The sequence below is a fragment of the Rhodospirillales bacterium genome, from assembly GCA_016712595.1.
GTDB lineage: Bacteria > Pseudomonadota > Alphaproteobacteria > Rhodospirillales > Defluviicoccaceae > Defluviicoccus.
Map to the genome: position 1 here is coordinate 16729 of JADJQT010000004.1, position 12713 is coordinate 29441.

12 protein-coding genes are annotated in these 12713 nt (G+C 63.2%); 10 read left to right on the forward strand and 2 right to left on the reverse strand.

Translation table 11 applies throughout. The features are described from left to right. Positions 1-173 precede the first annotated feature (173 nt). From IPK66_17415 to IPK66_17440, 6 genes are all read left to right on the forward strand, one after another. Complete coding sequence (locus IPK66_17415; GenBank protein MBK8176965.1) at positions 174-929, forward strand: hypothetical protein; 756 nt, start codon at positions 174-176, stop codon at positions 927-929. A gap of 91 nt (positions 930-1020) precedes the next feature. Next, positions 1021-3948: a Tn3 family transposase gene (locus IPK66_17420; GenBank protein MBK8176966.1), complete on the forward strand. Its 2928-nt coding sequence runs from the start codon at positions 1021-1023 to the stop codon at positions 3946-3948. Between the two features lie 80 nt (positions 3949-4028). Next, on the forward strand, positions 4029-4604 hold the full coding sequence (locus IPK66_17425) for a tyrosine-type recombinase/integrase (GenBank protein MBK8176967.1): 576 nt from the start codon (positions 4029-4031) through the stop codon (positions 4602-4604). A 75-nt stretch (positions 4605-4679) separates the two neighbouring features. Then, positions 4680-6191 (forward strand): IS21 family transposase, encoded by a 1512-nt coding sequence (locus IPK66_17430; GenBank protein ID MBK8176968.1) that lies wholly within the window; start codon positions 4680-4682, stop codon positions 6189-6191. Next, positions 6191-6919: an ATP-binding protein gene (locus IPK66_17435; protein MBK8176969.1), complete on the forward strand. Its 729-nt coding sequence runs from the start codon at positions 6191-6193 to the stop codon at positions 6917-6919. The genes IPK66_17430 and IPK66_17435 overlap by 1 nt, the downstream gene beginning before the upstream one ends. Positions 6920-7171: 252 nt before the next feature. Then, entirely contained in the window at positions 7172-7696 is a 525-nt protein-coding gene (locus IPK66_17440) for a hypothetical protein (protein MBK8176970.1), read from the forward strand. Between the two features lie 176 nt (positions 7697-7872). On the opposite strand, the gene IPK66_17445 is transcribed toward IPK66_17440, so the two are convergent. Continuing rightward, positions 7873-8931 (reverse strand): hypothetical protein, encoded by a 1059-nt coding sequence (locus IPK66_17445; protein MBK8176971.1) that lies wholly within the window; start codon positions 8929-8931, stop codon positions 7873-7875. Between the two features lie 4 nt (positions 8932-8935). After that, on the reverse strand, positions 8936-10009 hold the full coding sequence (locus IPK66_17450) for a hypothetical protein (GenBank protein ID MBK8176972.1): 1074 nt from the start codon (positions 10007-10009) through the stop codon (positions 8936-8938). Positions 10010-10084: 75 nt separating this feature from the next. On the opposite strand from IPK66_17450, the gene IPK66_17455 reads away from it, so the two are divergent. From IPK66_17455 to IPK66_17470, 4 genes are all read left to right on the forward strand, one after another. Further along, positions 10085-10336: a helix-turn-helix domain-containing protein gene (locus IPK66_17455; protein ID MBK8176973.1), complete on the forward strand. Its 252-nt coding sequence runs from the start codon at positions 10085-10087 to the stop codon at positions 10334-10336. Further along, a complete protein-coding gene (locus IPK66_17460; GenBank protein ID MBK8176974.1) occupies positions 10333-10470 on the forward strand; it encodes a hypothetical protein in 138 nt (45 codons plus the stop codon). The genes IPK66_17455 and IPK66_17460 overlap by 4 nt, the downstream gene beginning before the upstream one ends. Before the next feature lie 8 nt (positions 10471-10478). Next, on the forward strand, positions 10479-11138 hold the full coding sequence (locus IPK66_17465; protein ID MBK8176975.1) for a transposase: 660 nt from the start codon (positions 10479-10481) through the stop codon (positions 11136-11138). Between the two features lie 674 nt (positions 11139-11812). Next, entirely contained in the window at positions 11813-12691 is an 879-nt protein-coding gene (locus IPK66_17470) for a fatty acid desaturase (protein MBK8176976.1), read from the forward strand. Positions 12692-12713 lie beyond the last annotated feature (22 nt).

Consider the following 12713-nt stretch of genomic DNA (forward strand, 5'->3'; position numbering starts at 1 on the left):
TATCGAGCCACGGCAACCGCGATCAGCCTCCCGCCGCCATCAGCAATGGGTTCTTCGAGGTGTCCAAATGCCCTCGGAACCCCTTGCTTGATAACAGCGTGTAACGTTGCACACTGTTCTGACGGCTTGAGCACTCGAAGAAAAAGGCAAAACCTATGGTTTGGCTAACAAGGATGGAATTCAAAGAAGGTCGCAGGGTCGTTCATGAAATAATGAATGATCTTAAAAAAAAATTATGGATTATATCCGTGGGCAATGATTTTGCTAATGGAATTGTGAAGTCCAATAGGCTTAAAAAAATCCAGGTAACTTTGGCAGCAATACGGGGTTGTTACAAAGATATGAGCTTAATTAAGGCCACATCTGCTATAGAAATAAGTATTCCAAATTTGCGGTTTGTGACTAGTCAGTTTACAAATGATGAAATTGCTAAAATAAGCCGTGTAATATTTGGAGTGTTAATACATGAATACACTCATAAAATACAAGAGAAGGAAATGAGAAAAGAATTCGCATATGAGTTAAAGTTGCAAAGGAAATTTAACTCGATAACAACACCTTTGCCCAACGATTGGTTTAAACTATATGTCTGTCAACCGCTCGAGCAAGAGGCTCGGGCCAACCAAGCGGCTGCCGAGGTCTGGGAGATGAAAGGCCCGCGCCTTACAAAGCCGAACTTCAACGCCTATCTAAAGAAAACCGAGGTATGGAAGCGAACTCAAAGCCAAATCGGTAATGCGAGTAGTCCTGTGTGGAAGATACGCCGTTGGTGGAAGGCCTGGGCGGCGATGGCGTGGAGTACATACGGTAGCGTCCGCTCGGGTGGTGTGAAATCTCGGAGCGAAGTCGGCGGGCGGAGCTCCGCAACAAGCGGAGCCCGTCGGCTTCGCGGTGGTAGGGGCGGTCATCGCGCCTCTTCGGCCCCGTGACCGCGAAGCTGTGCGTTTTGGCCATATAGCTTCGCCGCTCTCCTGATCCGGGTTAGCCTCGCACCGTCGCGGCTAAGTCAGGGGCATGCCAATGAAGCGGCTGTGGTCAACGGACGAACTCGCCGCCCGCTGGACGCTCTGTGCCGGCGATCTCAAGCTCACAGTCGACCACGGGGAGCAGGCGAAGCTCGGCCTGATGTGTCAGCTCGCCTTCTGGCGAGAGCACGCGCGCTTTCCTGAAGTTGAGGCGGATATCGCGCCCGCCGTTGTCGAGCATCTCGCCCGTCAGATCGGCGTTTCCGCCGAAGTTCTCGAAGGCTATGATTTCGCCGGCCGCTCCGGGCGTCGGCACCGCCGCATGGTGCTCGCCCACCTGGCGGTGCGCGAGTTTGGCGAAGAGGAAGAGGCCGCATTCCGCACCTGGCTGCTCGCCGACTGCCTGCCCGCTGAGCCTGCTCCGTTGGCACTGGAGGAAGCGGTCGCCAGCTGGTTCGCGCGAGAGCGGATCCTGCGTCCCGGCGGCTACCGGCTCGACCGCCTGGTGCGCTCGGCGCGTGCCGCACATGACGATGCAGTGTTGGCAAGGATTGCCAGTCGCCTGGACGACACCGCACACGAGCGTCTCGATGCGCTGCTCGCCGACGACGGCACGGGTACGCCCTATACCCGCCTGTCGGCCGATCCCGGCAAGGTCGGGCTGGACAGCCTCTTGGCCGAAATCGACAAGCTCGCCTTGGTGCGTGGCATAGGTTTGCCGCGCGATCTGCTCTCCGGCCTTCATCCTGACGCGGCCAAGCGGCTGCGCCGGCGCGCGGCGGTCGAAAGCGCGTGGGAGCTGCGGCGCCACCCGACGCGGATTCGCTTGCCGCTGCTCGCTGCCTGGGTGCTGCCACGCGAAGCAGAGATCGTGGACGGATTGGTGGAGCTGCTCATCCTCATCACCCACCGGATCACGGTGGGGGCTGAGCGCAAGGTCGTGGCTGAACTGATCGAGGAGGCGCGCACGGTGCGCGGCAAGACCGGCATCCTGTTCAAGGTGGCATCCGCCGTCACCGAAGCGCCCGACGGCGTGGTGCGCGAGGTGATCTTCCCGGTCGTCGACGAGCGCACCTTCCAGGCGCTGGTCAAGGAGGCGATCGCTGCCGGCACGACACCGGCGCGCCGTGTCCACACCGCGGTGCGCGCGTCCTACGGTTCCTATTACCGGCGCATGATGCCGAAACTGCTCGCCGCCCTGGACTTCCGTTCGAACAACGGAGCGCACCGGCCGCTCATCGAGGCGTTGCAGCGCGTGCGCGCGGCCGAAGGCGAGGGCCGGCAGTATTTCAGCTGCGGCGATGTGCCGATTGAGGGAGTCGTGCGGCCGAAGTGGCGCGACATCGTCATCGAAGAGGCGCCCGACGGCGGTATGCGAATTAACCGCATCAACTACGAGATCTGCATTCTCCAGACGCTGCGCGAGAAGCTGCGCTGCAAGGAGGTTTGGGTCGAAGGCGCACACCGTTTCCGCAACCCCGACGAGGACCTGCCCGCCGACTACGCCGAGCGCAGAGCCGGCTGCTATGAGCGGCTTGGATTGCCGACGGACGCACAGGCGTTCACGGCAGCCGCCAAGGCGGAGATCACCGAGGCCCTGGCCGAGCTGAACCGCACCATGCCGCGCAACTCGCAGGTACGGCTCAAGCCGTGGCGCCGGCATCCGATCGCGGTTACACCGCTGGAGCCGCAGCCCGAGCCGCCGAGCCTGGAAGCAGTGCGGGCCGAGCTCGGTCGCCGCTGGCCGATGACGGGGCTGCTCGACATCCTCAAGGAAGCCGATCTCCGTATCCGCTTCACCGACGCGTTCTCGACCGCGGCCTCGCGCGAGGCGACCGACAGGGAGGAGGTGCGACGCCGGCTTCTCCTCTGTCTCTACGGGCTCGGCACCAACGCCGGTCTGAAGCGCCTGGCGGTCGGCGATCACGGCTTTTCCTATAAGGAACTGCTGCACACCCAAAGGCGCTACGTCGATGCCGAATCACTGCGGGACGCGACGCGCCGCGTGGTGAATGCCACCCTCGCCGTCCGTGATCCGGCGCTCTGGGGCGAGGGCACGACCGCGTGCGCGGCTGATTCCACCCACTTCGGCGCACTCGATCTGAACCTCGTGACCGAGTGGCACGCCCGCTACGGCGGAAGAGGGGTGATGATCTACTGGCACGTCGACACCGGCTCGGTGTGCATCCACTCCTCGCTCAAGCGCTGCTCGTCGTCCGAAGTCGCCTCGATGATCGAGGGGGTGCTCAGGCATGATACCGACGCCGAGATCGACCGAACCTACGTCGACAGCCACGGGCAGAGCGAGATTGCGTTCGCTTTCTGCAAGCTCCTCGGCTTTCAGCTGCTACCAAGGCTGAAGAACATCGCCGCCCAGCGGCTCTACTTGCCTGAGGTCGGGATGGCAGGCGCCTACGCGAACCTGTCTTGTATCCTGACGCGGTCGATCGACTGGGAGCTGATCGAGCAGCAGTATGACGAGATGGTGCGCTACGCCACTGCACTGATCGAGCGCACCGCTGACCCGGAAACCATCCTGCGGCGGTTCACAAGGAGCAACGTCCAGCACCCGACCTACCGGGCGCTCGCCGAGCTGGGCAAGGCGATGAAGACGGTCTTCCTCTGCCGCTACCTTCGCGACGAGCGGCTCAGGCGCGAGATCCACGAGGGGCTGAACGTGGTGGAGACCTGGAACTCGGCCAATGGCTTCATCTTCTTCGGCCGCGGCGGCGAGGTGGCTGGCAGCCGCGTTGACGACCAGCACGTCTCGGTTGCCGCCCTCCACCTGCTCCAGTCGTGCCTCGTCTACGTCAACACGCTCATGCTCCAGCGCGTGCTGGCGGAACCCGCCTGGTGGGCACGCATGACCGAGGCCGACATGCGCGGGCTGACGCCGCTGCTCTGGGGGCACGTCTCGCCCTACGGTGCCTTCGACCTCGACATGGACCACCGGCTCGATCTCGAGATCAGGCAGGCCGCATGAGCCGCGGCGACTCTTTACAGAAAGCGCGTTTCGTCAAGAACGCGCCACCCTGTCCGTCGAGCCGGCAAGGGGTTGTGGTGATGCCGGCACCGCCGTCCAGCGGGCGAACTGTCAAGAGTGACGCGTCCGGCACCGCGGACGGGCACGAGCGGGAAAGGAACTTCCTCGCCGAGGGCGAGATCGCCGCCCTCCTCCAGGCAGCGAAGGCAGGCCGACACGGCGTGCGCGATCACCTCCTCGTCCTGATGATGTATCGGCACGGGATGCGGGTGAGCGAGACCGTCGACCTGCGCCGCAACGAGGTCGACCTCGACCGATCGCGCTTGTGGGTGCGGCGACTGAAGAACGGCCTCTCGGTCGAGCAGCCGATCCCCGGCGACGAGTTGCGCGCGATCCGGCGTTATCTCGCGACGCGGTCCGACCCTCTGCCTTGGCTGTTCATCTCCGAACGCGGGCAGCCGCTCACCCGGCAGTCGGTGAACTACCTGGTCGCAACCGCGGCCCGGCGCGCCGGACTGTCGCCGGTGAACCCGCACATGCTGCGACACTCCTGCGGCTTTTACCTCGCGAACCGCGGCTACGACTTGCGCCTCATTCAGGACTATCTCGGCCACCGTGTGAATCGGCGTGGAATAAGGACCCCGTGTTCGGGGTGATCGGCGTTCAATCGGGACCCCCGGCGCGGAGGGTTCACAGTGGCTTCCCTGAGGAACAGGGGAGCCTGGGTTGGGATGCTGGTTGTGGAGACGATTGCGAAGATCCGCCGCGCCTTTTTCGTTCATGAGAAGCCGATCAAGGTGATTTGCCGGGAGCTTCGGGTATCGCGGAAAGTGGTTCGCAAGGTGATCCGGTCGAATGCAACGGAGTTTCGCTATGAGCGGAGCACGCAGCCGTTGCCGAAGCTCGGCCCGTGGCGGGAACGGCTCGATGCGCTGTTGCTGGCGAACGAGCGGCAGGCGCCGCGTGAGCGGCTGACGCGGATCCGGGTGTTCGAGGAGTTGCGCCAGCTGGGCTACGACGGGGGCTATGACGCAGTTCGGCGTTATGCCAGTGCCTGGCGTCGGCAGCGTGGTTCGGCAACGTCGGAAGCCTACGTGCCGCTCAGCTTTGCGCCGGGCGAGGCGTACCAGTTCGACTGGAGCCATGAGATCGTCCGGATCAACGGGGTGACGGTGCCGGTGAAGGTGGCGCATGTCCGGCTCTGCCACAGCCGCATGTTGTTTGTCCGCGCTTATCCACGCGAAACGCAGGAGATGGTTTTCGATGCCCACGACCGGGCATTCTCGTTCTTCAAGGGAAGCTGTACGCGCGGCATCTACGACAACATGAAGACGGCGGTGGAGACGGTGTTCGTCGGTAAGGACCGGCAGTTCAACCGCCGTTTTCTGCAGATGTGCAGCCATTATCTCGTCGAGCCAACAGCATGTACGCCGGCGTCGGGATGGGAGAAGGGGCAGGTCGAGAACCAGGTTGGTCTGGTGCGCGAACGCTTCTTCACACCGCGGCTACGGGTCAGCAGCTACGAGGAGTTGAACGCGCTGCTGCTCGATCGCTGCGTCGCCCACGCTAAAGCGCATCGGCACCCCGAGATCGCCGGTCAGACAGTCTGGCAGGCTTTTGAGGCAGAGCGGCCGTACCTGGTGCCGATTGCCACGGGTTCAACGGGTCGGTTCGACGGCTACCACGCGGTTACGGCTGCTGTCTCCAAGACCTGCCTGGTTCGTTTTGATACCAACAAGTACTCGGTCTCCTCGGGCGCCGTCGGCCGCCCCGTCGAAGTCCAGGCCTATGCCGATCGCGTGGTCATTCGCCAAGATGGGGTGATCGTCGGCGAGCATGCCCGCTCATTCGGCCGCGGGCAGTGCATTTACAATCCCTGGCACTATGTGCCGGTGTTGGCGCGCAAGCCGGGGGCGTTGAGGAACGGCGCACCGTTCAAGGACTGGGTGCTGCCGGCGAACCTGGAGCGGGTGCGGCGCAAGCTGCAGGGCTCGGCCGACGGCGACCGGCAAATGGTGGCCATTCTCTCGGCCGTACTCGCCGATGGCTTGCAGGCCGTCGAAGCCGCCTGTAGCGAAGCCCTTGGGCAGGGCGTTCATTCCGCCGACATCGTCCTCAACATTCTCGCGCGCAAGCGGGATCTGGGACCAGCGGTAACCATCCTGACCCCTGCCGCGCTGCGACTGCGCTACCCGCCGATTGCCGATTGTGCCCGCTATGACCGCTTGCGGAAGGTCAGCTGATGCACCGGAGCGAGATCTTCGAGCTGATGGGCGCGCTCAAGCTCTACGGAATGCGTGCTGCCTACGATGAGGTGATGGCGTCAGGCATCAAGCGTCAGCATGAGCCACCGCACATCGTCGGTGATCTGCTCAAGGCGGAAATCGCCGAGAAACAGGCCCGCTCGATCAAGTACCAGCTGACCATCGCCAAGCTGCCGCTGGCCAAGGACATCGACGACTTCCAGTTCGGGGATACGCCGATCAATGAGGGGCTGATCCGCGAGCTTGCGACCGGTACGTTCCTCGCACAGCAACGCAACGCCGTGCTGATTGGCGGTACAGGGACCGGCAAGAGCCATTTGGCGATCGCTGTCGCCAGAGCGTGTATTCGCGGCGGCGCTCGCGGCCGCTTCTACACCGCCGTCGACGTGGTAAACCGGTTGGAGAGCGAGGCCCGTACCGGACGTCAGGGCCGCCTGGCCGACCATCTTGTTCGTCTCGACTTCGTCGTCCTCGACGAACTGGGCTATCTGCCGTTCGCCCAAACCGGCGGTCAGTTGCTGTTCCACCTGATCAGCCGGCTCTACGAGCGCACCTCGGTCCTCGTCACCACCAATCTCGCCTTTGGCGAGTGGCCGAGCGTCTTTGGTGATGCCAAGATGACGACAGCACTGCTCGATCGCCTGACTCATCACTGCGAGATCATCGAGACCGGCAACGAAAGCTGGCGCTTCAAAAACCGCGCCTGAGCCGAAGCCAGAACACTCCTCCCCACAGATTGTCCAGGTGGGCAAACAGGCACCTCCCGCGCGCGTCGCTCCGTCGCTCGTCAAGACACTCCGCGCCACGCGCGGGCCCCTCCTGTTCGCTACCTGGACAACCACCCAACCCAACAAAAAGGGGGTCCCTTTTGAATGCCGATTGGGGGTCCCAATTCAGTGCCGATTGACAGAGCTCACGGCATCACCACTGCGCGACCGCAGATCTGAGGGCCACTGGCATTGATCGTAAATGGCCAAAACGCACAGCTTCGCGGTCACGAGGCCTACTGGAGTTGGCGGCTGACCTGGAACCCCTTCGCAATTTACCAGCCCGCCTCGAGCGCCGTCGGCATGTACCAGTTGACCGATGCCGCGTTCGCCGACGCGCAGCACTACTGCATACGCCAGCACACCGTCGTCGAAGAGAGCTGCCGGTTCAGCGGCTTCTACTCCCGGATCTTTCCGAGCCATGCCATCGAACTCACGGCGGTGCTTCTCGACCGCAATGTCACGGCGATCCTCGCTGGCAAGCGCGACGGTCGGGCGAGCCCGCAACAGGTGCAGGATCTCGCCGCCGTCATCCATCTCTGTGGCTCGGGACCTGCCCGCGCTTTCGCCCACCGCGGCTTTCGTCTGATGGCCGGCGAGCGGTGCGGCGACCAGGTCGTCGCGAAGTATCTTGCCGATGTCAATGCGATGAAGCGGCGATTCCTGCGCCTCGCCGCCATACAAGGATCACCTGCTCAAGAGGTGACCCGGAAGTAGCGCGGAAGGGTCCAACTGCCGCCGCTGCGTGGCCTAATTTGTCACCGCCCTACACAGATCAGCGCCGCCACATAGCCGCTCACGCCCACGCCGCGCCGTCAACCCACCTCAGCCGCGGCCTTCGCCGGATGCGTACACCTGTTCGGCATCATCGGCTGGGCCTTTCCCAAGACGGGCTAGCTCGGGCCGAAAACCTCGTCATAAGACGGTGAAAGCAGATTGATCTTCCTGAACCCAGGATATCGGGGCTGATCAAAGTATCGGCCATCCATCGCCGGGCCGCCCGGGTCACGTTTGCCCGCAAGGCGTACAAAAGCATAGTAGCCGCGGTCGGGCGATGGGCTCGCCAGCAACTCACCGCCGGACAAGAGGGTGTCAAACCGCGCCGCTGCGCGTGCGGTCAACGCCGAAGGTATTGATCCCTCGGAGACCGCCTCGATGGCGGTATGAGCAAAAATGACAGATTCGGCACTCGATGGACCGATCAGGTTAGCGTAGATCCAGGCGAAGCGATCTTCCAGCTCCCTAGGCAACAGGAGATAGGCGAAACGATAGCCGTTTATCGCCAATTGCTTGCAAGGACTGATCAATCGTATTGTGAGTTCAGGGTTCAGCGCCGACGAGGCTTCAGCGGCGATATGGTCCCACGCCAGATATTGCAGGCTTCCATCGACAAAGACGAACGATCCAGTTCGCTCTTGCCATCGGCGGATCTGCTCTATCGTCTCCCTCGGCACGGCCCTGCCCGCGTACCAGATGGGATCGCTCAGCAGCAGAAGACTCCGTGTGTTGGGGAGATTGAGTTCGAATGACGGCTCAAAGGCCTGAACCATGGACGCTGCCTCGAGCCCGATACCGTAGCGGGTGAGGCCAGTCGGCAGGGTGTGATAGAGCGGCGGTACGAACCAGCCTGTCTTGATACCTGCCTCAGCCACCCACGCCACGACGGTCGAGATGAGCGGGCTGGCGCCCGCACCGGCGAGCACGGCAGCGGGCGCGTCGTGGTCGAGCCTATTGTGCAGCGCTACAATCTCGGCAGCGAGCGCCTCATCCGCGTCGAAATAGACATAATCGCGGAAGTCGGCGCCCGCGCATCGCGCGCGCACTTCGTCTAGCAGCGGTTGAGCAAACGGGTTTTCGCATTGCCAGCCAGACAGCATGCGCCCCCGGTTGCCATCGCCAAGGTCAAAGGCAAGATGGCGATAATGTTCGTTGGTTTCGGAAGACGTGGTCACGCCGTCATTCCTTGCCGGTAAGGCGGCGACCATATCGGGCCGTTGCTCCGAGCGACAGTCCGCCACGCCGCCCATGGCCGATGCGGTTGGCGGGGGCGCTCCTGATCATTGCATCGATAATGCTGGCGGGCGAGATGCCCGCGGCGCCGAATGCGCCCAGAAAGGGCGAGTCCAGCCCAAGATGGATATCGGGTGTTAATTCGATCGCGACGAAACGGCCGCCGCAGATCCTGCCGTCGACACGAAGTGGGCCGACCGGGCCAAGGAAGCGGATCAGTTGGCGCACCCTCTCCCAAAGCCGATCCCCGAGATCGGTATGCCGGCACCCGATCATCCAGCGTCGATCGGCGGAAATCTTTTCTGACATGGTCAACAAGCGCTCCGCAAACGGGCACTCGCCGCGCTCATCCCGGAAGACCGAAATGCAACGGAGATCAATCTCGCCTTCGGATTCGATGACGCAAAGCGAGATTTCTTCACCGCGAAGAAAGGGCTCGATGATCACCGGCCCCAAGCCTTGCTCGAACAGTTGCTTTGCGCGGTCCATGGCAGGACCGGGTTGTTCGCAAAAGGAAGCGTCCTCAACGCCGATTGAGCATGCAGAATAAAGTGGCTTTACCACCACCGGGAATTGTAATTTTCGGCACCGCTCAAGCGCCTCGCTGCCCGACTCGTCGGAATGGACCACGATATCTAGAGCACAATCGATCCCGGCCGCTCTGAGAAGGTGCTTGCTTAGCGATTTGTCCTGACAGGCGGCCTGAGCGTAGGCATCGGCCCCGATATAGGTCAGGTCGAGTGCTTCACAAATTGCCGGCACAATGGCGGTCCGGCTGCGCGACTCGCCGCCGCGCCAGAGCGGGAGCACAATTCGCCCCTGATAGCGTTCGGCTTCCGACGCGAACTGGCGTACCGACGATATCACTTCCGCTTTCCGTCCGCCGGACAAGATCCACGCGCGAACCTGCTCCACTTCCGGCCAAGTAGGGTTGTCCCAGTCGAAGATCGTCTCACGCGATGGGCCGTCCTCGACGATATCGCCGACAAGAACGATGTCACGTGCCGCTGGAGACTCCATGGCTAAGCAGGATTCCCTTGGGCGATCCACATATGGCAGGCTCTGGTGGAGGGATCACTGGATTTTGGTGTTGTCATGGCGGGTCGTCCTCGGGTAGTGGCGACGGCGGAGCAGTGCGAGGAGTTGCGTGCGCTGGCCGGTTCGCCGGATCGGGCGGAAGCGGATCGGGCGCGGTCGATTTTGTTGTCGCTGCAGGGTTGGTCGAGCGCTCGGATTGCCGAAGCGTTTTCGGTCGAGCCGAACAGCGTGCGCCATTGGCGCTGGACGTTCAGTCGCGAGGGGTGGCGGGCCTGCGCGCCCGCAAGGCACCGGGGCCGGAGCCGGTGAAGGCGCGGGCGGCGCTGGCGGTGGTCTCGGCAGTGCTGACGGACGAGGTTGCCGATCGGCGGAACTGGACGCTGCCGCGGTTGCAGAACGAGATCGAGCGGCGCACCGGCGAGCGGATTTCAAGTCGCGGCTGAGCGTGGTGATGCGCAAAAGGGGCTTTCGCTGGCGGCGACCCCGGCACACGCTGAAGGGGCGGCAGGACGCCCAGGCCGTCGATCGCTCCGGCCTGCGGCTTCGTCTGCTGAAGCAGCAGGCCCAGGCCGGCGACATCGTGCTGCTGTTCGAAGACGAGTCCGAGGCGCTCACCCATCCTTATCTCGCGCATGTGTGGGCCGGGCGCGGCGCCGACCTGCGCGTCGCAGCGCCCGGCCAGGCGCGCAAGGTGGCGATGATCGGCGCGCTCGACTTCGCGGCCGGCACGCTGGTCGTCGAGACCAGCCGGAGCAAGCGAAGCAGCGATTTCATCGCTCTGCTGACGCGGCTCGACGAGCTCCATGGCCCGCGCCCCGGCCGACCGACCGAAGCCGGGTCGTGCTCGTCATCGACAACGGTCCCATTCATACCAGCAAGGCGTCGTGCCGCCCTCGCCGCGCGGCCATGGCTGTGCGTCGAATGGCTGCCGAGGTACGCCCCCGAGTTGAACGACATCGAACATGCTTGGCGTGACCTGAAGCGGCATTTCCTCGCCCATCAGACCTTCCGAGACCTCGACCATCTCGACCGCGCCATCCATGCTGCCGTCACTGACCTCAACAACGAACGCCAATCCAAAACGTGTGCAAACCTACGAATCGCTGCTTAGATGGATTACCACGCTCAGCAGGAAATGCTATGTCGCTTCGCAGCGAGGGCAGAGGATGACAGCCGAGCTTTTTGCCGAGGCGGACCGCGTCGATGTCCGTGAAAACGCGAGGCGCGACGTGCGGCAGCCCGCACGCGACGGCGCGCGTGCTGTGGCGAGGTTATTGGCCGGCGCCGTCACGCTTGTCCTGCTGATGGTCCGTTGGCCGATCGTTGTGATGCTGAATGCCACGCGCGCCTTTGCGGATCGCTTGAGGTTTGCGCGGTGGCTGTTGCAGCGCCCATTCACCGTCGCGCTAGCATCGTCGGTCTGCGGCGCTCTTATGGCTATTGCTTGGCAGCCCTCGCTGTCGGTTCCTGGCTCCATCGCCCGCTTCACCCTCACGCTGGCTTGCTCGTTGCTGATGATTGTCGCCACCGCGCGCCTGTTCGACACGGTCGGCGATCCGTTCTCCGCGCCGGTGGCGCGGATTCCGCTCATGCTGCGCGCCTATTATGCGCGCGCCGGCCGCTACCAACTCGATGCCGCCTGGCTCGAGGTGCTGCTGGTTTCCGCCCTGCTCGTCGCCGCCCCGCTGGCAGCGCTGCTGGTGCGACCGGGCCTTCGGATCGAAACCGCGCTGCTGTTCGGAGCGACGCTCTGGGCGGTCCGCAAGCCGCTGGTGGACTTCGAGCATGGCAATTCACATTATGCGTTTCTGCGCAGCGGACCGGGGAGCCGGACGCGGGGACCGAGCGGCACTTCGCTTCGTCGATTGGCTCGCGCGCTATCCGTTTGCGCTGATCACCGCGCGTATTCCCAACTGGTACGCCGTGCAGCATGTCACCGTGCACCACGCCGAGAATAACGGGCTGGACGATAACCAAAGCACCGCGCGCTATGACCGGGCAAGCTTTTCCGGCTTTGCGGCGTGCCTGCAGCGGTTCGCCGCGTCGGGACTCCTCCCGGTCGATGTCGCCCTTTATCTGCGGGCGAAGCGGAGGCGCAAGGCGCTTCGTCGCCTCGCTGTCGGATACGCCGCGTATCTTAGCTTCCTGCTCGTGCTCGGAATCCATGATCCGGCAATAGTCGTGGTCTTTGTCTTGATCCGATATGTTGGTCTTCTGGCGGACGGAGCCAGCTTCTTCCAGGAGCACGGCCTACTCGATCCCGAGCATCCCGACGAAGTGGTCACCAACTCGCTTCACTATATCAATCGGGACAATAAGCACGGCAGCCGTGGCGAGGATCTCCATATCGAGCACCATCGTAGCCCGGGCGTTCACTGGACCCGTTATCCCGAGCGCGCCGATTTCCACCGCGACGAATATGAGCGGCTGCACGCGATCGGATTTCATGACGGCCCCGACCAGCTTGAAACCTATTATCGGTGCCTGTGGCGTCAGGACTTTGCCGAGCTGTCCACCCACGTTCATGTCTTCGGCGGCGAGCGGTTGGGAACCGGGGAACTGGTCCGGTTGCTCAGGCACCGCACCGCTCCTGCCGGTCGAGATCGCCTTCCAATTTCGGCGCTCGAGGCTGGCGTTGGCAAGCTGGCCGCTCATCTGATCTGACGGCCGCGTTCCCATTGCGCCG